Here is a 20,729-nt window from a genome sequence, read left to right as displayed (position 1 = left end):
CTAGCTGGAACGCCTTTCAAGCCAGTCCGCCACCTGGGGCCAGATGGCCCTGGGCGCGGCGCTGCCCGCAAGAATGCCCATATGGCCACCGGGGACCAGTGCCTGCTCAATATCGCGACTGCCCACCTGGTCCACAATCGCACGGCTGCACTCGGGGGTGACCAGCGGGTCGTTATCCCCGTAGACCAGCATGATATCGGCCTTGACGTCCTTCAGGGTCCGGGGCGGCTCATGCATCGGCAGATCCCCATGGGCCGTGCAGTTATCAACCCAGAGATACTGCACCGTGTCCTGTATGACTCCGCCCGGGTACGCCACCATATCGTTCAGGAAGGCGCCCTGGGTGGCATTGCGGGTGATGTACTCCTCGGAATGCAGGTTCTTCAGCAGGTCCATGTAATTCTGGAGGCTGCTGATCGGCGAGGTCAGCTTGAAGGCCGTGGCATTGGCCCAGCCGGGGGAGCGCCAGAAGCGCCGGCGTGTCTGGTGCACCCGGAATCCGAGCCGGGATTCCAGCCAGTTCAGGGTCCGCGAGATCTGCTGGTACTGTTTACCAATGGCGCCGTTGGCATGGTAATCACAGGGACTGCCAACCAGAACCAGGTTGCGGATCCGGCCGTCATCCAGCGCCGCCGCACAGTAGCTGAACAGGGCGCCAAAGCTCCAGCCGTGGAGAGAGACCTCCTCGGCCCCGCTGTGCGCCTGCACTTCATCGAGGAGCTGCGGGATGTAGTCGCTGAAATAGGTGGCGATGTCGTAGTGGTTGTGCGCCCACCCCGGGGTACCCCAGTCGATCAGGTAGAGCTCAAACCCCTTGGCGCGCAGATAGCGTACCAGGCTGCGGTTGGGGAAGAGATCGTAGATGGACATGTTGACGGCGAGCGGCGCAACCAGAACCAGGGGTATGGGGTAGGCCTCCTGCGCAACCGCCAGCGGTTCGTCATCGTCGCCCACCTTGATGTAATGATCCCGAAGCGGGGGATAATAGCGCAGACTGACGAGGTCATCGCTGAAGATCACCTCATAGGGCGTCTGCTCCGCCTGCACCAGGGTTTCCGGATTCAGGAAACGCTGACGGGCATTGCGTGCCACTTTTTCGAACGTCTCCAGTGATTCATTCACAAGGGTCGTGATCATGCCTACTCCGCGCTTGAATGGCTCGTGATAAGGTCTTCATCCTAGCAAACCAATCGGGCGCCGCATTGACCCGACCGACAACCTGCCTCAGTCATCGTCCTGTGAGCTGTCGGAAAGGTCCAGTTGCCCCAGCTTCAATGCCGCCTGAGTACGCGAATGCACCCCCAGCTTGCGGAATATCTCGGTAACGTGAGCTTTGACCGTCGCCTCGGTCACGCTGAGTTCGTAGGCGATCTGCTTGTTCAGAAGGCCCTGGCTGATCATGGTGGCCACCCGGAACTGCTGTGGCGTGAGCTCGGAAAGGGCGTCGGCGACGCCGGATTCCTCGCTGGTAACGCCGGGCACCGCCAGGTCAATGCCGTCCGGGAAGCGCAGGTCGCCCCGCGCCACGGCACGAATGGCCTCGCCGATCGCATCCATGCTGGCGCTCTTGGAAATGAACCCCGCCGCACCGTGGTCCGCCGAACGGCGGACGATGTCATCCCGCTCATTGGCTGAAATCATCAGTACGGACGTATCCGGGTAATGGGCAGTGAGGAACAGGAGGGCACTGAACCCGTGGGCGCCGGGCATGTGCAGGTCCAGCAGTACCAGGTCCGCGTCCGGGGTGGCCGCCATCCGGTCCTGGAGCTCCGCGAAATCCGACGCTTCCTCCAGTACACCCTCGGGATAGACCTGACGAATCACATCCTTGAGTGCGGAACGGAACAGCGGATGGTCATCGGCGATGATAAGGGTTGTCATGGAGTCATGGTTCAAGCAGTTCGCAGGGTCTGTTCAATCCATTGACCATAGTCCCCCTTATGCAGGAATGCAATCCAGGGACTGGAAGCCCGGCAGCCGGCACGAGAGGCCGGTTGCCGGGAATGCCGGGGGTGCGATCAGCCTTTGCTTTCCGCGGCAACACGATGCCCTTCAATCAGGTCATCAACCACGTTCGGGTCCGCCAGGGTGGAGGTGTCACCCAGCTGATCGAACTCGTCCGAGGCGATCTTGCGCAGGATGCGGCGCATGATCTTGCCCGAGCGGGTCTTGGGCAGACCGTCCGCCCACTGGATCACGTCTGGCGTGGCAATGGGGCCGATCTCCTTGCGCACCCACTGCTTGAGCTCCTTCGCCAGCTCGTCACTTGGCGAGCTGTCCTGGTTCAGGGTCACGTAGACGTAAATGCCCTGCCCCTTGATCTCATGCGGGCACCCGACCACGGCCGCCTCGGCAACCGCGTCATGGGCAACCAGGGCGCTTTCCACCTCGGCGGTACCCATGCGGTGCCCGGAGACGTTGAGCACGTCATCCACACGGCCGGTGATCCAGTAGTAGCCGTCCTCGTCCCGGCGTGCGCCGTCACCCGTGAAGTAGGCGCCTTCATAGGTGGAGAAGTAGGTTTCCACGAAGCGGTCGTGATTGTGCAGGATGGTCCGCATCTGTCCGGGCCAGCTGTCTTTCAGGACCAGGCCACCGGAGGTCGCGCCTTCCAGCTCATTGCCTTCGGCATCCATCAACGCCGGCTTGACGCCGAAGAAGGGCTTGGTGGCCGACCCGGGCTTCAGGTCCGTGGCGCCCGGCAGCGGCGAAATCAGGATGCCGCCGGTCTCGGTCTGCCACCAGGTATCCACAATCGGGCACTGGCCCTTGCCGAACTTCTGGTGGAACCAGCGCCAGGCCTCGGGGTTGATGGGCTCGCCGACGGTACCCAGCAGCTTCAGGGAGCTCAGGTCCGCACCGGCCACGGGCTTGTCCCCTTCCGCCATCAGCGAGCGGATGGCCGTCGGTGCCGTATAGAAGGTCGCAACCTTGTACTTGTCGATAATCCGGCTCAGCCGGCCCACGTCGGGGTAATTGGGCACGCCCTCGAACATCATGGTGGTGCCACCGTTGGCCAGCGGCCCATAGACCACGTAGGAGTGGCCGGTAATCCAGCCCACGTCCGCACTGCACCAGAAGACCTCACCAGGGCGGTAGTCGAAGACGTATTCGTGGGTGATGGCAGTGTGCAGCAGATAACCACCGGTGGTATGGACGACACCCTTGGGCTTGCCGGTGGAGCCCGAGGTATAGAGCACGAAGAGCGTATCCTCGGCATTCATCTCCTCCACGGGGCAATCCTCGGACTGCTTGCCGACCAGCTCGTGGTACCAGCAATCCCGGTTTGCGTCGAAGCTGACATCCGCGCCGGTGTGCTTGAGCGTGATAACGCTCTCAACCTTTGACTCGCGACACAGCGAAACCGCCTCGTCCACGTTCTGTTTCAGCGGAACCGTCTTGCCGCCACGCTTCGCCTCATCGGAGGTAATCACGACACGCGAGCCACCATCATCAATCCGCCCGGACAGTGCCTCCGGCGAGAAACCACCGAACACAACGCTGTGAATGGCGCCGATGCGGGCACAGGCCAGCATGGCGTAGGCCGCCTCGGGTACCATGGGCATGTAGAGCGTCACTATATCGCCCTTGCGAACGCCCAGCGACTTGAGACCATTGGCCAGCTTCGAGACCTCGCGGTGCAGCTCACCGTAGGTAATAACCCGATTCTCCCCGCCTTCCTCATCCGGCTCCCAGATGATGGCCGGCTGGCCGCTGCGCTGCTCCAGGTGACGGTCGATGCAGTTGGCGGCAGCGTTGAGGGTGCCATCGTCGAACCAGCGGATGTGCACGTCGTTCCGGGCAAAGGACACATCCTTCACCCGACTGAATGGCTTGATCCAGTCCAGCCGCTTGGCCTGCTCGGCCCAGAACCCCTCCGGGTCCTCAATGGAACGCTGGTACATGGATTCGTAGGTATCCCTGTCCACCAGGGCCTTGTTCCTGAAATGATCCGTGACCGGGTAAACCGCCTCGTCACTCATCACAGCCTCCTTCGTTGTTAGCGGATACTGATTCGGTATCTCTGTTCTCCCAGTGTCGGGAAGCTAACCTGTGATGGGTATTAGACCATGGTCTAAACGCGCCAACGCCCCGGTTTTGCAGGCTCTGACGGGCCTCCGGGCACGGATTTAGACCAAAGTCGTATGGAGTGATTACGAAAAGGGAACAAAGCTGTGGGGTAGCGGTGATCCCACCGTCCACGCGTTGACAACAAGAAAGGGGGGAAATGCTGATGGCATTCCAGAATGAAACACTCAAAAAGCAGTACTGGCGTGACAATCTGCGCATCATCGGCGGATTGCTCGCCATCTGGGCCTTTGTGTCCTTCGGCTGCGGCATCATCTTTGCCGAGGCGCTCAACGCCATCCACATCGGCGGTTACCCGCTTGGTTTCTGGTTCGCGCAGCAGGGCTCGATCGTCACCTTCGTGGTGCTGATCTTCGTGTACGCGAAACTCATGGACCGGCTGGACCGGAAATACGGCGTCCAGGAAACTGAAGACGCGAAGTAAAGGGGCTCACCATGGACCAGCAGACACTGATCTATATTGTTGTGGGCGCCACGTTCGCGCTCTATCTTGGCATTGCCGTTTACTGCAAGGCGGGTTCCACCCGCGAATTCTACGTCGCCTCCAAGGGCGTCCATCCGGTTGCCAACGGCATGGCCACGGCAGCCGACTGGATGTCCGCAGCGAGCTTTATCTCCATGGCCGGCCTCATCGCCTTCCTCGGCTACGGCGGCTCGGTCTTCCTCATGGGCTGGACCGGCGGCTTCGTGCTTCTGGCGATGCTGCTTGCTCCCTACCTGCGCAAGTTCGGCAAGTTCACGGTGCCCGAGTTCCTGGGCGACCGGTACTACTCCAACACGGCCCGCGTCATCGGCGTTATCTGCCTGATCCTGGCCTCGCTGACCTACGTCATCGGCCAGATGACCGGTACTGGCGTTGCCTTCTCTCGCTTCCTCGAGGTGAGCTATGAGGTGGGTCTGTCGATCGGCATGCTGATCGTGTTCTTCTACGCGGTCATGGGCGGCATGAAGGGGATTACCTACACCCAGATTGCCCAGTACTGCGTGATGATCACGGCCTACACCATTCCGGCAATCTTCATCTCACTGGAAATGACAGGCTGGGCACTGCCGCAGATCGGCCTGGGCGCGCAGCTGACCGAACACGGCACCTATGTGCTGGACCGCCTGGACCAGGTCCTCAACGAGCTGGGTTTTGCCGAGTACGTGGCCGTGAATGAACACAACCGCATCAACATGTTCTTCTACACGCTCTCGCTGATGATCGGTACCGCCGGCCTGCCCCACGTCATCATCCGCTTCTTCACGGTTCCGACCGTCAAGGCGGCGCGTTCCTCCGCCGGCTGGGCGCTGGTGTTCATCGCCATTCTGTACACCACTGCCCCCGCCGTTGGCGCCATGGCCCGCCTGAACCTGATGGAGACCTTCGGCACCACCGAGGCTACCGAGATGGTTTACGAGGAGCGGCCCCAGTGGGTGAAGAACTGGGAGCAGACCGGACTCATCGAGTTCACGGACAAGGATAACGACGGCACCATCACCTACAGCTCCAACGAGGACGAGAACGAAGTCACCGAGCTCAACCGTGACATCATCGTTCTGGCCAACCCCGAGATCGCCATGCTGCCCGACTGGGTAATCGCGATCGTGGCCGCCGGTGGTCTCGCCGCCGCCCTGTCCACGGCAGCGGGTCTGTTGCTGGCCATCTCCTCGGCGGTCTCCCACGACCTGCTGAAAGGGGTGTTCAAGCCGGACATCTCGGAGAAGAACGAGCTGCTCGCGGGACGGCTCTCGATGGCGGGCTCGATCGCGGTGGCCGGTTACCTGGGCTTCAATCCGCCCGGCTTCGCGGCGGGGACAGTGGCACTGGCCTTCGGGCTTGCAGCCGCCAGCCTGTTCCCGGCCCTGATGTTCGGTATCTTCTACAAGAAGATGAACAAGGAAGGCGCCATCGCCGGCATGCTGGCGGGCCTGACCGTGAACCTGCTCTACGTGTTCCAGCACAAGGGCATCATGTTCGTCGAGAGCACGTCCTTCCTGGGCAGCCTCGATCCGAACTGGTTCTTCGGCATCTCGCCCAACGCCTTCGGTGCGGTTGGCGCCATCGTGAACTTCATCGTGGCCATGGCCGTGTGCAAGGTGACACCCGAACCTCCGGAGAACATCCAGCACATCGTGGACGACGTGCGGGTGCCGGTGGGGGCTTCCCTCGCCTCCGGCGGTCACTGAACCAGTCCGGTTCAACCCTGAGACAGTGCTGCTTCGGCAGCACTGTCTTTTTCAGCTACCCTGATTGGAGGTGCCGGGAGAGCGCCCAGGTCCACAAAGGACGCTGCCCCGGCAATTCCGCTTTCCCCTGAACAGAGGCCATGCATGTTCCGCAATTTCCATTTCATTATCGCCTTCCTGGTCGCCCCCTTTCTGGCCATCATGGCCTGGTATGCCGCCGATACCATGCTGGGTGATAAAAAAGAAAAGGCGAAGGAAGGCCTGGGCTACGAGCTTCTGGGAGATTCCAACTGCCGTTATGAGAGCGGCACCTGCACCATGAGTAACGGCAACTTCGAGCTCAACGTCCAGGTGGATCGCGCGGGCGAGGGCGAGCTCGCAGTGCAGTTGGAATCGGCCCACCCCCTGGAAGGCGTAAGCATGGGTTGGGTCAACCCGGGCGCGGACGAGGCCGAGCAGACCCCGCTGGAGCTGGCGGGCGAAGGACGCAAACGCTGGCAGGGTGTCATCCCCGGCGAGGCCAGCACCAAAGCCCGTATGCGGGTTCTGGCGAAGGCGGATGGCACAAGCTATTACGGTGAGACGGCGACGGTATTCATTGATTACGAAACCAGTTTCGGGGAGGACTTCCGACAATGACCGAAACCCAGTCCCTGCCACCTGAGCTGGCCTCCGTAGCGGATTTCCTCCGCCAGACACTGCCGTTCAATGTCCTTCCCGAGGGCGAGGTTGAGCGCATTGTGCATCACATGGAGATTGGCTACTTCCGTAACGGCCATGTATTCAACGAGAAGACGCGGGAGCAGGGATTGCGCATCCTGCGCAGTGGCGCCGTTGAGATCCGAAGCCAGGACGGGGAGCTTCTGGATCGCCTGGCCGAGGGCGAGAGCTTCGCCCTCAGCGGGCTGCTGCAGCAGGAACCGGGCGTACGAGCCGTACTGATCGAGGACAGCCTGATCTATTTCCTGCCCCAGGAGGATTACCAGCAGCTGCGCAGCCATTACCGGAACTTCGACCGGTTCTTTCATGGCCAGCGCAGCCGTCGGCTGTTCCGTGCCACCCGCAGCATGGTCTCGCCGGACAGCATGCTGGTGCCGATCACCTCGCTGATGGCTACGGACCTGGTGACGACCACGACCCAGACGCCGGTTTGCGAGCTCGCGGGGTTGATGTCCAACCGTCGGGTCTCGTCGGCGCTGGTACTTGATGGCGAACGGTTGGTGGGCATTGTTACCGACCGGGACCTGCGCACGCGGGTCCTGGCCGCACGCCTGCCACCGGAGACACCAGTAGCCGACATCATGACGCCGGATCCCCAGCACCTGACTGAAAAGGCAACCATTTTTGACGCCACCCTGCTGATGACCCGCCACGGCATGCACCACCTGCCCGTGGTGCGGGACGAGAAGGCGGTGGGCATACTGACCACCTCGGACCTGATCAGCGCCCGCCAGGATGACCCGGTCTATATCGTGCAGCGGCTGACGCGCCAGGAGTCCGTTAGCGCCATGAAGGGGGTGCTGCGCGATATCCCCCAGTTCCTGCTGCGCTGGAACGATGCCGGGGTGCCTGCCGACCAGGTCAGCCATATCCTCACGGCAATCAGTGATGCGGTAACCAACCGCCTGATCGACATCGCGGTCCGCGATCTGGGGCCCGCCCCCGTTCCCTATGCCTGGCTCTGCTTCGGTTCCCAGGCGCGGGCGGAACAACTGCTCAACGCCGACCAGGATAATGGCCTCATCATCAGCAATGAAGCCACCGACGAGGACATGAAGTGGTTCGAGGCCCTGGCGCATCGCGTCAGTGACGGTCTCAACGACTGTGGCTATGTCTACTGCCCCGGCAATGTCATGGCGACCAATCCGTTCTGGCGCCGCCGGCTCTCCGGCTGGTATGAAGCCGTGGACCACTGGGTGTCGAGCTTCAACCCGAATTCCGTCATGGAAATCAGCATCGCGTTCGACCTGCGCACCGTCAATGGGGAGGACGAACTGACCCACCAGGTCCAGAGTCATATGCTGGAGCGGGTTCAGGCCAACTCCATCTTCCAGGCAGCCCTGGCAGAGAACGTACTGGAGGCAACCCCGCCCATTGGCATATTCCGGCGACTGGTGGTTGAGCGCAACGGCGACCACAAGGATACGCTCAATATCAAGAAGCGCGGGTTGCTCCCGATCATCGAGATTACCCGGCTCAACGCCCTGGCAGCGGGCATCGACCGGATCAATACGCTGGAGCGCCTTCAGGAGCTGGCCCGGTCGAAACGCATGACCCGCTACGACAGCCGTAACCTGCAGGACGCCCTGCGCTTTCTGATGCAGGTGCGCCTCCAGATCCAGGCGGACCAGATTCGCGAGGGTGAACCCCTGAGCAATCACTGCAATCCCCAGAAACTGCCCAAACTGGCGCGCGAACAGATGCGCGATGCCTTCCAGCTCGTGGACAGCGCCCAGAAGTCAGTGCGTCTAACCTATCGTCAGGGCATGCGCTGATGTGGCTGACACGCCTGAGGCGTCACTGGGCTCGACACCGCTATGCCCGACACCCTTTCCCGGAACCGGCGCTTCAGAAGCTGCTGGACATGCCCTGGCCCGCCGGCAAACAGCCCTGGAATGAAGCCAGCTGGCTTGCCGTTGACCTGGAAACGACCGGGCTGGATCCACGGACGGGGTACGTCATCAGCATTGGCTGGGTCGCCATTGAGGGCGGGAGCATTCAGCTCAATACGGCCCGTCACCTGTTGATCGACAGCCGCAACCTGGTCGGCGACAGCGCGACCATCCACCACATCCGTGACTCGGACCGATCGGAGGGAGTGGATCTGCCGGCCGCCCTGCGGATGCTGGCACGCGCGCTCAATGGCCGGATCGCGCTGATGCACCATTCGCCGCTGGATACGGGTTTCCTTCGCTCGGCCCTGAAGGAGCAGTTCGGCTTCGACTGGTTCCACCCGACCGCGGATACTCTGGAGCTGGAGAAAAAGCGCCTCTTCCAGCGTGAGCAGAACATGCCCCGGCACGCCCTGAGGCTCAACACGTGCCGGGAGCGCTATGGACTGCCTGACAGCCAGGCCCACAATGCCCTCGAGGACGCCCTGGCAACGGCGGAGCTGTTCCTGGCCTGGGCGAATCACTACGGCAGTCCGGGCCCGAAGGTCCGGGACTGTCTTACTTCAAGACCATGACCCCGTCCATTTCCACCTGAGCCCCCTTGGGAAGCGAAGCAACCCCAATGGCGGCGCGCGCCGGATAGGGCTCCTTGTAAACCGTGGCCATGGCCTCATTCACATTGGCAAAGTGGTTGATGTCCGTCAGGTAGATATGCAGCTTGACCATATCCTGGATGGTGCCGCCCGAGGCTTCACAGACCGCCTTCAGGTTCTCGAATACGCGCTTGATCTGGGCATCGATCCCGCCGGGGACGATCTCCATGGTCGCGGGGTCCAGCGGGATCTGGCCGGAAAGGTAGATGGTATCGCCAGCCTTCACGGCCTGGGAGTAGGTCCCGATCGCCTGGGGTGCGTTATCGGTCTGGATGATGGATTTGTTGGTCATGACGCAGTTATTTCCTCTGCTCCTGAAAAAAAGAAAGGCCGCGTACGGCCTTGTTGATATCCCCGATGCTCGCCTGCCGCAAGCCTGCTGTCAACGCTGTCTCATCGCCGCACCCGGGTCACGGACTCGACCGCGCGCAGGTTACGGATACGGCGCATGATACGCGCGAGCTGCTTGCGGCCCTTAACGTGAAGCATCATGGTGATCACGCTGTGATGGGCATCGTGCTCATCCACGTTGATGCGCTCAATATTGGCCTCCGCCAGGGTCACGGTATTGGCCAGCTCGGCAATCAGGCCGCGCTTGCGGGCCATCTCAATGCGCAGCTCCACCGAGAATTCGTCCGTTATGTCCTTGGCCCAGCTCAGGTAAACCAGGTGCGGTGAATCCGCCCCCAGGTGACGCACACTCTCACAGCGCTCTGAATGGATCACCATGCCATTGCCGGAACTCATGCGCCCCACAATGGGATCCCCCGGAATGGGCTTGCAGCAGTCGGCAAAATGGATGATGGAGCCCTCACTGCCGGCAATGGTCATGGTCTGTCCGGCGTGGGTTTCCTCAAGGGCCAGGGCGTTCTCTTCATCCTGATCATCCGCCGGCACCAGCTGACGGGCAACAATGTAAGCCATGCGGTTGCCGATGCCGATATCCGCCAGGAGCCGCTCAAAACCTTCCGCCTGATTATGTTCCAGAACCCGCTGAACCCGTTCGTCACTGATGTCCGCGAGGCGATAGCCCAGCCCTGTCAGCGACTTGCTCAGAAGCTGGCGCCCCAGCTCCACCGACTCACGCTGCTGCTGGGTCTTGAGGAAGTGGCGGATGCTGCTGCGCGCCTTGCCGGTCACCACGTAGTTGAGCCAGACCGGACTCGGCCGCGCCCCGGGGGCGGTAATGATCTCAACGGTCTGGCCGCTGTACAGCGGCTGGCTCAGGGACGCGAGCTGCTTGTCCACACGGCACGCGACACAGGCGTTGCCGATATCCGTATGGATGGTGTAGGCGAAATCCACCGGCGTGGCGCCGCGCGGCAGTTCCATGATGCGGCCCTTGGGCGTGAACACATAGATCTCGTCCGGGAAGAGGTCCACCTTGACGTGTTCGATGAACTCCAGCGAGTCGTCCGCCCGCTCGCGCATCTCCATCAGGCCCTGGAGCCACTGGTCGACACGCTTCTGGTTCACCTCGCCCACGTCCGAATCGTCCTTGTACATCCAGTGGGCCGCGATGCCGTTGTTGGCGATCTGCTCCATCTCCTCAGTACGGATCTGGATCTCGATATTCACATGCTTGCCGAAGAGCGTGGTGTGCAGGGACTGGTAGCCATTCGCCTTGGGCATGGCGATGTAATCCTTGAAGCGCCCCGGCAGGGGCTTATAGAGGCTGTGAACGGCACCCAGAATGCGATAGCAGTTGTCCATTGAATCCGTGACGACGCGGAAGGCATAGACGTCCATGATTTCGTCAAAGGACTTATGCTTGAACTTCATCTTGTTATAGATGGAGTACAGATGTTTCTCGCGACCGATAATGCGCCCGGGAAGCTCCCTCTCGGCAAGCTTGTCCTCCAGACTGGCCCGGATCTCATTGATGATCTCGTGGTGGTTGCCCCGCAGCTTCTTGACCGCTTTGGCGATGTAGCTCGAACGCATGGGGTGCATGGCCGCAAAGCCCAGGTCCTCCAGCTCCACACAGAGGCTGTGCATACCCAGGCGATGGGCGATGGGGGCGTATATATCCAGGGTTTCGTTGGCGATGCGGCGGCGCTTTTCGGGATTCAGCGGCCCCAGGGTGCGCATATTGTGCAGGCGATCCGCGAGCTTCACCAGTATGACCCGGATATCCCGGGCCATTGCCAGAGTCATCTTCTGAAAATTCTCTGCCTGGGCCTCGGCCCGGGAGCGGAACTCGATCTGGGTCAGCTTGCTGACCCCATCCACCAGCTCCGCTACAGAGGCGCCGAACTGGTCGGAAAGCGCATCCTTGGGGATGCCGGTGTCCTCAATCACGTCGTGGAGCATGGCGGCCATCAGGCTCTGATGGTCGAGCCGCATCTGGGCCAGGATATTGGCAACCGCCAGGGGATGATGGATATAGCTCTCGCCACTACGACGATACTGGCCCTCATGGGCCTGTTCCGCATAGAAATAGGCCCGGCGAACCTGATTGATCTTCTGGTCGTCGAGATAGTCGTCCAGTCGTTCTGCCAGCGCTTCGATAGTGGACATTAAGCCTGCACCCGCATGCTCCTGTTGCCTGATTCCTGTACAAGTATAGCGATACTGACACAAAAAAACCGGGTCAAGCCCGGTTTTTTGCAATCAGCCGTCACCCAGGAATCAGCCGTTTTCCTGCTGCTCACTGGCGGGCTCCGAGCCAGCCCCTTCCCTCTCATCCGCCTCGACGGATTCAAAGGAAACCTGACCCGAGGCAATCTCGCGCAGCGCCAGGACCGTCGGCTTATCGTTCTCCCGCGGCACCAGCGGCTCCTTGCCCAGGGTGGCCAGTTGGCGGGCCCGCTTGGTGGAAAGCATCACGAGCTGGAAACGATTGTCCACATGCTCAAGACAGTCTTCGACGGTAACTCGTGCCATGAATTAACCCCTGCTTGTCGTCAGTGTTCGCCACTGGTTTCAGAATAGTCGTCAGTAACAGCGTATTGTAATTCTTTCTGGCGCCTATGGCCATTACTCATCCGCGCGGGACAGCTCGGCAAGCAGTTCGCCATGACGCTTGCTCTGGCGGGCGATGCGCTGGCGCTGGGCCCGGAATACCGACAGCAGCTCCTGCAGGGCGCGCTCGAAATCCTCATTTACGACCAGATAGTCGTATTCCGCCACATGACCGCATTCCTCGGCGGCTTCGCGCAGCCGGCGCTCTATGACCTCGCTGCTGTCCTGACCCCGGCCGACCAGGCGTTCACGCAGCGCCGCACGGGAGGGCGGAACGATGAAAACCGAAACCGCGTCCGTACGCAGCCGCCGGATCTGCTGCGCGCCCTGCCAGTCGATTTCCAGGATCACATCGCGGCCGGCCGTGAGCTGTTCATCCACCCAGCGACCGGAGGTACCGTAGTAGTTATCAAAAACCTGGGCATGCTCCAGGAAGACGCCCTCCCCCATAAGTTCAAGGAAGGCCTGTTCGGTGACGAAGTGATAGTTCACCCCGTCCTCTTCCCCGGGTCTCATGGGCCGGGTGGTATGGGAAACGGATACCGTCAGCTCCCGGTCCGCCTCCAGGGCCGCGCCCACCAGGCTGGTTTTTCCCGCCCCCGAAGGCGCGGATACAACAAAAAGCGTGCCCAGAAAGGGTTCCTGGCTCATGATTGGACTACTCCACATTCTGTATCTGTTCCCGCATCTGTTCGATGAGGACCTTGAGCTCCACCGCCACCCGGGTCAGTTCAGCCGCGTTGGATTTGCTGCTCAACGTGTTGGCTTCGCGATTGAGTTCCTGCATCAGGAAATCCAGCCGGCGTCCGACCGGACCGGTACGGCCGAGAGTCGAGCGTACTTCACCCGCGTGAGCGCCCAGCCGATCCAGCTCCTCCGAGACATCCGCCTTCTGCGCCAGAATGGCAATCTCCTGGGCCAGACGCTCCTCATCCAGGCTGCCGGCGGCCTCCTTCAACCGCTCCCGCAACAACGCCTGCTGGCGCGACAACCATTCAGGGGCCCGCTGTTTGAGCTCCCTGACGTGCTGCTCGATGGTGTCGAGCCGATCCTCGAAAAGCGGCACCAGCCGCTGCCCTTCCCGCTCGCGGGCCGCAACCAGATCATCCAGCGTTGCCGTGAACAACGCCCGGGCCGCCTCCCGGGCCTCTTCCACCGGGGGCTCAGCGCTGGCCAGAACCCCGGGCCAGCGAAGCACATCCAGGGGATTGACCGGCGCAGGGTTGTCCACCTCCTCATTCACTGCCCGCACCGCGTTGCGCAGGCGGCGCAGCACCGCGGCATCCGGCTCCATGGACTGCAGCGAGGCTTCCGCCAACTCCAGCCGCATCTGCACATCCATCTTGCCCCGACCCAGCCGCTCGCGCACCTGCTCCCGGAAATCCATCTCCAGCTCCCGCAGCGCCTCCGGAAGACGAAAACCCGGCTCAAGATAGCGATGATTGACACTCCGGCACTCGCAGGTCAGGACTCCCCAGTGGTCGCGACGCTCCTGCCGCGCAAAAGCCGTCATGCTGTGGATCGGTGCCGTGCTCATTCAGATTTCCCGTTGCTGGCGCGTGCAGGCAAATCATAGCATTCCCGGGGTTTTCACGCCCGCCCCCCTCAAAGGGCGACAACACCATGATAGACTCTGCGCCCCAAAGACAATCACCCAGTTCCAGAGGAGCTCCCATGCGTCCAAGCGGCAGAAACCCCGACCAGCTTCGCGATATCCGGATGACACGGCACTACACCAAGCACGCCGAAGGCGCCGTGCTCGTTGAATTCGGCGACACCAAGGTCATCTGCACCGCCAGCGTGGAAAACAAGGTCCCGCCCTTCCTCAAAGGCCAGGGCCAGGGCTGGATCACCGCCGAATACGGCATGCTCCCCCGCTCCACCGGCGACCGCATGGGCCGCGAAGCCAGCCGCGGCAAACAGGGCGGCCGCACCATCGAAATCCAGCGCCTCATCGGCCGCTCCCTGCGCGCCGCCGTCGACCTCACCGCCCTGGGCGAACACAGCGTCGTCATCGACTGCGACGTCATCCAGGCCGACGGCGGCACCCGCACCGCCGCCATCACCGGCGGCTGCGTCGCCCTGGTCGACGCCCTCAACAGCCTCGTCGCCCAGGGCCGCCTCAAACAGAGCCCGCTCAAACAGATGATCGGCGCCATCTCCGTCGGCGTCCACAACGGCACCCCCGTCCTCGACCTCGACTACGCCGAAGACTCCACCGCCGAAACCGACATGAACGTCATCATGACCGACAAGGGCGGCTTCATCGAACTCCAGGGCACCGCCGAAGGCGAACCCTTCGAGCAGTCTGAACTGGATGCCATGCTGGGACTGGCGCGCAAGGGCATCGAGGAACTCTTCGAGGCTCAGAAAAGCGCACTGAAAGACTGAACCCACCGGACGCGATACCCGGTAATCAGCAAAGCGGAGGCAGGGGCCCTCTTCGGGAAGACTCACGGCCATGGATGGCCGTGCGTCAGCTTACAGGGACGTATTCACAGCGATTCCCGAAGAGGGACCCTGCCTTCGCGCCACCCCATACCAGGCATTCTTCCTTCAGGATTCTTTATTCGGGGGAGATGTCATAATCCATCACCACCGGCGCATGGTCCGAAAACCCCGCATCCGAATCAATGTACCCATCCAGAATCGCCCCCGAAATCCCCGGCGTCACCATCTGATAATCCGTCCGCCACCCCGGCGACTTCCGCCAGTTACGAGCCCACTCCGGCCACCACGTATAGGCCCTGCCATCCCCATTGGCCTCCCGATAGCCATCCAAAAACCCCTGAACATTGAACAACTCATCCAGCCAGGCCCGCTCATGGGGCAGAAACCCCGAGACCGGCTGACGATGGAAATGATTCGACGCATCCGAATCCTGATGGGCCGTCTGCAGACTGGCGCAGAAAATAAACTGACGCCGCTTGCGGACCGTCTTGTCACAGTGCACCAGAAACGCCTCCATAAAGGCATCCTTGTGCGTCTGGGCCGCCTCATCACCGGCAAAGGGCGCCTGGACGGATGCCACACTGATCTTCTGGAAATCCGCCTGCAGGAAACGCCCCTCCTGGTCCGCCGGGCCATAGTTGAACCCGTAAATTACCGCCTTGGGGAAATAGCGCGTGTAGAGGCCCACGCCCCCGGTTTCAGGATTTTCCCCATCAATGAACCACGCCTGGTAGCCCTCCGGCGTCAGGGATGGATCATCCTCAATTTCCCGGACACTGACGCGATGGTCCTGCACGGCTACAACATCAGCATCCCGACCCTCGAGCCACTCAAAGAAGCCGTTGCTGATCGCCTGACGCAACCCATTGACACTCACTGTAACGACGCGCATAGATGTCCCTGAAAAACGTTTCCATGTATCATACCCATGGTAGCTCAAAGACAAAATAAGCCGGTTGCGAAAGGCATTATGATCGAAACCTATCAGCGTGAATTCATCGAATTCGCGATTGCCAGAAAGGTGTTGCGTTTCGGGGACTTCGAGCTCAAGTCCGGACGCAAAAGCCCCTACTTCTTCAACACAGGCCTGTTCCAGCGGGGCAGCGATCTTGCCCGTCTTGGCCAGGCCTATGCCCAGGCGCTGACCCGCAGCGACCTGGAGTGCGACATGGTTTTCGGGCCCGCCTACAAAGGCATCCCCCTGGCTACGGCCACAGCCACGGCACTCGCCTCCCACCACCGCCTCGACCTGCCCTGGGCCTTTAACCGCAAGGAAGACAAGGACCATGGTGAGGGCGGTGACATTGTAGGAGCGCCCCTGGAGGGTCGTGTGCTGATTGTCGATGACGTCATCACCGCCGGCACTGCCATCCGCGAATCCATTGAACGCATCCAGGCGGCCGGCGCCACCCCGGCTGGCGTGCTTGTGGCACTGGACCGCGAAGAAAAGGGCCAGAACGAACGCTCCGCCATCCAGGAGGTGGAAGCGGACTTCGGGATCCCGGTGCTGAAAATCATCACCCTTGGCCAGATTCTGGAATACCTGCGGGAAATTCCGGACATGCGCGACTATGCTGAACGGGTCGCCCAGTACCGTGAGGAGTACGGCGTCAGCTGACTGGCATTCATCTCTTGGGAGTTGTATTGATGCGCTTACTGAAAAAGCCTCTTGGCCCGGTTCTGCTGCTAACGGCGGGTCTGGCGCTTGCCCCTGCCGTGATGGCGGAGATGTACCGTTTCAAGGACGACAACGGAAAAACGGTACTCAGCAACACCCTACCCCGCGAAGCGCGATCCAAGGGGTACGAGATCCTGGACAACAGCGGTCGTGTTATCGAGAAAGTGCCGCCCCCGCCGACCGACGAGGAAATCGCCGAGCGCAAACGCCAGAAAGAGCTCGAGCGCAAGCGCAAGGAGCAGAAAGAGCAGCAGGAAAAGCGCGACAAGCGACTGATGCGCCAATACAGCTCGCCAGACGATGCCGTCAGGGCGCTGCACCGAAAGCTGCGTCAACGCTTCAGCGCCATCAAGCTCAAACTTGGCAACATCAACAACCTCGACAGCCAGGTTGCCGATGAACGGAACCGCGCTGCGAACATGGAGCGCTCGGGAAAAGAGGTTCCCGACTCATTGCGGAAGAAGATGAAGCGCCTGCGTGCGGAAAAGACCGACATCATGGCCGAGATTCAGAAGGAGCTGGAAGAGGTCGAAGCGACCCGCAAGGAGTTCCGGGGTCAGATCAAGCGCCTGGAGGAACTCACGGACAAGGAGAGATCCCTGCCGCTGACGGTGCCCGAAGAAGAGGAAGCCCGCAAAGAGCTTTCAGAACTCAAGGACTGAGCCCGCAAACAGAAACGGGCAGCGACGCTGGCGCCGCTGCCCGTTTCTGTTTCAGCCGATGACGCCTGCGTGATTACGCGGACGCTTCCTGCTGGGAACTGCTTGCCTGCTTCTTGGCACCACCGGTGCTCTTCTTCGCAGTGCTGCCCTGCTTGCTGGCGCTCTGCTTGGAAGCACTGCTGGACTTCTTGCTCTGCGCGTCAGTCGCTTCCTTGTCGAAACGGCTGATGAGGTTGGTCGCGTAGTCGCCAAGACGCTTGTTCCATACCCGCAGTGTTTCGTACGCGGTGTTGGCGTAGTCGTCGTGCTTGGAGCGGACAGACTTGATGCTGTAGCTCTTGGCCTGCTTCTCAGCCTTTTCCGCCAGTTCGAAAGGGCGCTCTGCGAGAGACTTGTGCTGCTTCTCGACAGTGTTGATGCCTTTCTCGATCACGTCCTGAACCTGCTGTTGATAATCTCTGATCTTACTCATGGTAATCCTCCGTTTGATGTGTCCGTCCGACGCCTGAGCGTCTGATCCGACTTCACCATGCACACTAGAGGGTTTAATTAGAATAATCATACTAACGGTGTAAACAGACCGCATTTTTTTTACCGTCGATACGACTGGACTGGAAAGCCCCCGTTCTGAAACACTGCGCATCACCATATCCTGAAGCGACAGACCCATGATTGAACTTTCCAAAGACAAGCCCGTTGTCCTTGTGGATGGCTCCTCCTATCTATTCCGCGCCTTTCACGCTCTCCCTCCCCTGGAGACCTCCAAAAACCAGCCAACCGGCGCGGTCAAGGGTGTTATCAGCATGATCCGCCGCCTGCAGCAGGACTATCCCGGCTCGCCGATTGCGGTGGTATTCGACCCCAGGGGCAAAACCTTCCGCCATGAGCTGTATGAGGACTACAAGGCCAACCGGCCGGAAATGCCCGAGGATCTCGCCTGCCAGATCCGGCCGATTCACGAGATCATTCGGGCCATGGGCCTGCCGCTGCTGATCGAGGAAGGAATGGAAGCCGATGACGTCATCGGCACCCTTGCCTACGAAGCTACCGACAAGGGCGTGGATGTCATCATCTCCACCGGCGACAAGGACATGGCCCAGCTGGTCAGCGACCATGTCTCGCTGATCAACACCATGAACGATACCCACATGGACCGCGACGGCGTGCGCGAAAAATTCGGTGTCAGCCCCGAGCAGATCGTGGATTACCTGGCACTGGTCGGCGACAGCGTGGACAACATCCCCGGCGTCCCCAAGTGCGGCCCCAAGACCGCCGTCAAATGGCTCCAGCAGTACGGCGATCTGGACAACCTGATGGCCCACGCAGACGAAATCGGCGGCAAGATCGGCGAGAACCTGCGCAACGCATTGGAGCAGCTCCCCCTGAGCCGTGACCTGACCCGCATCCGTACCGAACTCGAGCTGGGTTACAGCGTGGAAGCCCTGGACCCCGAGCCCGTGGACGAGGACCGGCTGCTGGAACTTTTCAGGGAGATGGAGTTCCGGGGTTGGATCCGCGAACTTGAACAGGGCAACGGGAACGACGAAAGCGCGCCAGGGAACAGCACCGCACCTTCCGCCCCGGCAGACACGGACTACCGGATTGTCCTGACGGAAGCAGATTTCAGCGCCTGGCTCGATCAACTGAAACAGGCCGCCAGCTTTGCCTTCGACACCGAGACCACCAGCCTCAACTATATGGAGGCGCGCATCGTTGGCGTCTCCTTCGCCGTTGAAGCCGGAACAGCAGCCTATGTGCCGCTCACCCACAGTTATCTGGGCGCACCGGAACAGCTGGACCGGGACTGGGTGCTGGAACAGCTCCGTCCACTGCTTGAGGATCACGAAAAAACCAAGATCGGCCAGAACCTGAAGTACGACATCAACGTACTGGCCAACCATGGCATTGAGCTGCGTGGCGCCATCGAGGACACCATGCTCCAGTCCTATGTACTGAACGCCGTGGCTTCCCGTCACGACATGGGCAGCCTGGCAAAGCGCCATCTGGACCGGGAGGTCACCAGCTTCGAGAGTATTGCCGGCAAGGGGGCCAAGCAGAAACGCTTTGACGACATCGAGGTGGAAACCGCGGGCCACTACGCCGCCGAGGATGCCGACATCACCCTCCAGTTGCACGAGACACTACGTCCCAGGCTGACTGAGGACGAGGCGCTGAACAGCGTCTACAGCGACATCGAGCTGCCACTGGTACCAGTGCTTGCCCACATGGAGTACCGGGGTACGCTGGTGGACGCCAACCTCCTGGCCACCCAGAGTGGCGAACTGGCCGAGCGGATGAAGGCCCTGGAGGAGCAGGCCTGGAGCAGTGCCGGCGAGGAATTCAACCTGGGCTCACCGCAGCAGCTCCAGAAGATCTTCTACGAGAAGCTGGGCATGCCGGTGCTCAAGAAAACCCCCAAGGGAGCCCCCTCCACGGCGGAGCCAGTACTGCAGGAACTGGCCGTGGACTACGAGCTGCCCCGCGTCATCCTGGAGCACCGCAGCCTGAGCAAGCTCAAGTCCACCTATACAGACCGGTTGCCTGAGGTGATCAACCCGAGCACCGGGCGCATCCACACCTCCTACCACCAGGCGGTGACGGCCACGGGGCGTCTGTCGTCCTCGGACCCGAACCTGCAGAACATCCCGATCCGTACCGAAGAGGGCCGGCGCATCCGCCAGGCCTTTATCGCGCCCGAGGGCTATCGGCTGATCGCGGCGGACTATTCACAGATTGAGCTGCGCATCATGGCGCACCTGTCCGGGGACAAGGGGCTGCTGAACGCCTTTGCCCATGGCGAGGACATCCACAGGGCCACGGCCTCGGAAGTCTTCGGCGTGGCGCGGGATAAGGTGAGCGACACCCAGCGCCGGGATGCCAAGGCCATCAACTTCGGGCTGATCTACGGGATGTCGGCCTGGGGGCTGGGTCGGCAGCTGGGCATTCCGCGGGATGAGGCCCAGCGCTATATCGATCGTTACTTCGAGCGCTACCCGGGTGTGCTTGAGTACATGGACCGGATCCGCAAGACGGCCCATGACCAGGGATATGTGGAGACGCTGTTCGGGCGCCGGCTGTACCTGCCGGAGATCAACAGCCGCAATGGGCAGCTTCGCCAGGGCGCGGAGCGTACGGCGATCAATGCGCCCATGCAGGGGACGGCGGCGGATATCATCAAGAAGGCGATGGTGATGGTGGAGGATCGGATTGCCAACTCCGGGTTTGATGCGCGGATGACGATGCAGGTTCACGATGAGTTGATTGTGGAGGTGCATGAGGGGCAGGTTTCGGAGTTGAGTTCTCTGCTTGAGGAGTTGATGAGTGGGGCGGCTTCTTTGGAGGTGCCTTTGTTGGTTGAGGCTGGCGTTGGGCTGAACTGGGATGAGGCTCACTGACTTCTGGATTGAGGTATCGTGCTGGTGCCGGGGTGAGGTGGTTCTTTCAGGGACCG

19 protein-coding genes are annotated in these 20,729 nt (G+C 61.3%); 9 read left to right on the top strand and 10 right to left on the bottom strand.

Annotated features, from left to right (window positions below; genetic code table 11):
- The 3 genes from DES49_RS02975 to acs all read right to left on the bottom strand — a co-directional run bounded on the left by DES49_RS02975 (nt 1) and on the right by acs (nt 3,983).
- Nucleotides 1-1,137 carry an alpha/beta fold hydrolase gene (locus DES49_RS02975; RefSeq protein ID WP_133734874.1) on the bottom strand — a complete coding sequence of 379 codons (1,137 nt, stop codon included), beginning with the start codon at nt 1,135-1,137 and terminating at the stop codon, nt 1-3.
- 87 nt (nt 1,138-1,224) lie between these two features.
- Nucleotides 1,225-1,881 carry a response regulator gene (locus tag DES49_RS02970; RefSeq protein ID WP_133734873.1) on the bottom strand — a complete coding sequence of 219 codons (657 nt, stop codon included), beginning with the start codon at nt 1,879-1,881 and terminating at the stop codon, nt 1,225-1,227.
- 137 nt (nt 1,882-2,018) lie between these two features.
- Complete coding sequence (acs, locus tag DES49_RS02965) at nt 2,019-3,983, bottom strand: acetate--CoA ligase (protein WP_133734872.1); 1,965 nt, start codon at nt 3,981-3,983, stop codon at nt 2,019-2,021.
- Nucleotides 3,984-4,234: 251 nt separating this feature from the next.
- On the opposite strand from acs, the gene DES49_RS02960 reads away from it, so the two are divergent.
- From DES49_RS02960 to DES49_RS02940, 5 genes are all read left to right on the top strand, one after another.
- Nucleotides 4,235-4,513, top strand: coding sequence for a DUF4212 domain-containing protein (locus DES49_RS02960; protein ID WP_133734871.1), 279 nt, complete (start codon nt 4,235-4,237; stop codon nt 4,511-4,513).
- Between the two features lie 11 nt (nt 4,514-4,524).
- A complete protein-coding gene (locus DES49_RS02955) occupies nt 4,525-6,258 on the top strand; it encodes a sodium:solute symporter family protein (protein ID WP_133734870.1) in 1,734 nt (577 codons plus the stop codon).
- Between the two features lie 144 nt (nt 6,259-6,402).
- Nucleotides 6,403-6,897, top strand: coding sequence for a hypothetical protein (locus DES49_RS02950; protein ID WP_133734869.1), 495 nt, complete (start codon nt 6,403-6,405; stop codon nt 6,895-6,897).
- Entirely contained in the window at nt 6,894-8,753 is a 1,860-nt protein-coding gene (locus tag DES49_RS02945) for a DUF294 nucleotidyltransferase-like domain-containing protein (protein WP_133734868.1), read from the top strand. The genes DES49_RS02950 and DES49_RS02945 overlap by 4 nt, the downstream gene beginning before the upstream one ends.
- Nucleotides 8,753-9,445 (top strand): 3'-5' exonuclease, encoded by a 693-nt coding sequence (locus tag DES49_RS02940; protein ID WP_133734867.1) that lies wholly within the window; start codon nt 8,753-8,755, stop codon nt 9,443-9,445. The genes DES49_RS02945 and DES49_RS02940 overlap by 1 nt, the downstream gene beginning before the upstream one ends.
- Here DES49_RS02940 and DES49_RS02935 read toward each other — a convergent pair.
- The 5 genes from DES49_RS02935 to DES49_RS02915 form a co-directional block, all read right to left on the bottom strand.
- A complete protein-coding gene (locus DES49_RS02935) occupies nt 9,429-9,815 on the bottom strand; it encodes a RidA family protein (RefSeq protein WP_133734866.1) in 387 nt (128 codons plus the stop codon). The two genes, DES49_RS02940 and DES49_RS02935, sit on opposite strands and share 17 nt — an antisense overlap.
- 101 nt (nt 9,816-9,916) lie before the next feature.
- Nucleotides 9,917-12,043 carry a bifunctional GTP diphosphokinase/guanosine-3',5'-bis pyrophosphate 3'-pyrophosphohydrolase gene (gene spoT / locus DES49_RS02930; RefSeq protein WP_133734865.1) on the bottom strand — a complete coding sequence of 709 codons (2,127 nt, stop codon included), beginning with the start codon at nt 12,041-12,043 and terminating at the stop codon, nt 9,917-9,919.
- Between the two features lie 111 nt (nt 12,044-12,154).
- Complete coding sequence (rpoZ, locus tag DES49_RS02925) at nt 12,155-12,409, bottom strand: DNA-directed RNA polymerase subunit omega (protein ID WP_133734864.1); 255 nt, start codon at nt 12,407-12,409, stop codon at nt 12,155-12,157.
- Nucleotides 12,410-12,502: 93 nt separating this feature from the next.
- A complete protein-coding gene (gmk, locus tag DES49_RS02920; RefSeq protein ID WP_133734863.1) occupies nt 12,503-13,138 on the bottom strand; it encodes a guanylate kinase in 636 nt (211 codons plus the stop codon).
- Nucleotides 13,139-13,145: 7 nt separating this feature from the next.
- Entirely contained in the window at nt 13,146-14,024 is an 879-nt protein-coding gene (locus DES49_RS02915) for a YicC/YloC family endoribonuclease (protein WP_243864840.1), read from the bottom strand.
- A gap of 137 nt (nt 14,025-14,161) precedes the next feature.
- Here DES49_RS02915 and rph point away from each other — a divergent pair, with 137 nt between their 5' ends.
- Nucleotides 14,162-14,878, top strand: coding sequence for a ribonuclease PH (gene rph / locus DES49_RS02910; RefSeq protein WP_133734862.1), 717 nt, complete (start codon nt 14,162-14,164; stop codon nt 14,876-14,878).
- Between the two features lie 175 nt (nt 14,879-15,053).
- Here rph and DES49_RS02905 read toward each other — a convergent pair whose 3' ends face one another.
- A complete protein-coding gene (locus tag DES49_RS02905) occupies nt 15,054-15,830 on the bottom strand; it encodes an exodeoxyribonuclease III (RefSeq protein ID WP_133734861.1) in 777 nt (258 codons plus the stop codon).
- Nucleotides 15,831-15,911: 81 nt separating this feature from the next.
- Between DES49_RS02905 and pyrE the strand changes: the two genes are divergently transcribed.
- Together pyrE and DES49_RS02895 are read left to right on the top strand one after the other, a co-directional pair.
- Nucleotides 15,912-16,556, top strand: a complete 645-nt coding sequence (gene pyrE / locus DES49_RS02900) for an orotate phosphoribosyltransferase (RefSeq protein ID WP_133735038.1) — start codon at nt 15,912-15,914, stop codon at nt 16,554-16,556.
- 29 nt (nt 16,557-16,585) lie between these two features.
- A complete protein-coding gene (locus DES49_RS02895; RefSeq protein ID WP_133734860.1) occupies nt 16,586-17,278 on the top strand; it encodes a DUF4124 domain-containing protein in 693 nt (230 codons plus the stop codon).
- A gap of 73 nt (nt 17,279-17,351) precedes the next feature.
- Here DES49_RS02895 and DES49_RS02890 read toward each other — a convergent pair whose 3' ends face one another.
- Nucleotides 17,352-17,750, bottom strand: a complete 399-nt coding sequence (locus DES49_RS02890; protein WP_133734859.1) for a hypothetical protein — start codon at nt 17,748-17,750, stop codon at nt 17,352-17,354.
- Between the two features lie 196 nt (nt 17,751-17,946).
- On the opposite strand from DES49_RS02890, the gene polA reads away from it, so the two are divergent.
- Complete coding sequence (polA, locus tag DES49_RS02885; protein WP_133734858.1) at nt 17,947-20,673, top strand: DNA polymerase I; 2,727 nt, start codon at nt 17,947-17,949, stop codon at nt 20,671-20,673.
- Nucleotides 20,674-20,729 lie beyond the last annotated feature (56 nt).

Source organism: Halospina denitrificans (genome assembly GCF_004364635.1).
GTDB classification, from domain to species: Bacteria; Pseudomonadota; Gammaproteobacteria; order Pseudomonadales; family Oleiphilaceae; genus Halospina; species Halospina denitrificans.
The sequence above is the reverse complement of the archived record's forward strand: the minus strand, read 5'-3'. Positions and strand labels throughout refer to the sequence as shown.

Excerpts from the sequence above, each read along its gene's own strand:
- DES49_RS02975 (WP_133734874.1), bottom strand. The coding sequence starts at position 1,137 with ATGATCACGACCCTTGTGAATGAATCACTGGAGACGTTCGAAAAAGTG.
- DES49_RS02970 (WP_133734873.1), bottom strand. The coding sequence starts at position 1,881 with ATGACAACCCTTATCATCGCCGATGACCATCCGCTGTTCCGTTCCGCA.
- acs (WP_133734872.1), bottom strand. The coding sequence starts at position 3,983 with ATGAGTGACGAGGCGGTTTACCCGGTCACGGATCATTTCAGGAACAAG.
- DES49_RS02960 (WP_133734871.1), top strand. The coding sequence starts at position 4,235 with ATGGCATTCCAGAATGAAACACTCAAAAAGCAGTACTGGCGTGACAAT.
- DES49_RS02955 (WP_133734870.1), top strand. The coding sequence starts at position 4,525 with ATGGACCAGCAGACACTGATCTATATTGTTGTGGGCGCCACGTTCGCG.
- DES49_RS02950 (WP_133734869.1), top strand. The coding sequence starts at position 6,403 with ATGTTCCGCAATTTCCATTTCATTATCGCCTTCCTGGTCGCCCCCTTT.
- DES49_RS02945 (WP_133734868.1), top strand. The coding sequence starts at position 6,894 with ATGACCGAAACCCAGTCCCTGCCACCTGAGCTGGCCTCCGTAGCGGAT.
- DES49_RS02940 (WP_133734867.1), top strand. The coding sequence starts at position 8,753 with ATGTGGCTGACACGCCTGAGGCGTCACTGGGCTCGACACCGCTATGCC.
- DES49_RS02935 (WP_133734866.1), bottom strand. The coding sequence starts at position 9,815 with ATGACCAACAAATCCATCATCCAGACCGATAACGCACCCCAGGCGATC.
- spoT (WP_133734865.1), bottom strand. The coding sequence starts at position 12,043 with ATGTCCACTATCGAAGCGCTGGCAGAACGACTGGACGACTATCTCGAC.
- rpoZ (WP_133734864.1), bottom strand. The coding sequence starts at position 12,409 with ATGGCACGAGTTACCGTCGAAGACTGTCTTGAGCATGTGGACAATCGT.
- gmk (WP_133734863.1), bottom strand. The coding sequence starts at position 13,138 with ATGAGCCAGGAACCCTTTCTGGGCACGCTTTTTGTTGTATCCGCGCCT.
- DES49_RS02915 (WP_243864840.1), bottom strand. The coding sequence starts at position 14,024 with ATGAGCACGGCACCGATCCACAGCATGACGGCTTTTGCGCGGCAGGAG.
- rph (WP_133734862.1), top strand. The coding sequence starts at position 14,162 with ATGCGTCCAAGCGGCAGAAACCCCGACCAGCTTCGCGATATCCGGATG.
- DES49_RS02905 (WP_133734861.1), bottom strand. The coding sequence starts at position 15,830 with ATGCGCGTCGTTACAGTGAGTGTCAATGGGTTGCGTCAGGCGATCAGC.
- DES49_RS02895 (WP_133734860.1), top strand. The coding sequence starts at position 16,586 with ATGCGCTTACTGAAAAAGCCTCTTGGCCCGGTTCTGCTGCTAACGGCG.
- DES49_RS02890 (WP_133734859.1), bottom strand. The coding sequence starts at position 17,750 with ATGAGTAAGATCAGAGATTATCAACAGCAGGTTCAGGACGTGATCGAG.
- polA (WP_133734858.1), top strand. The coding sequence starts at position 17,947 with ATGATTGAACTTTCCAAAGACAAGCCCGTTGTCCTTGTGGATGGCTCC.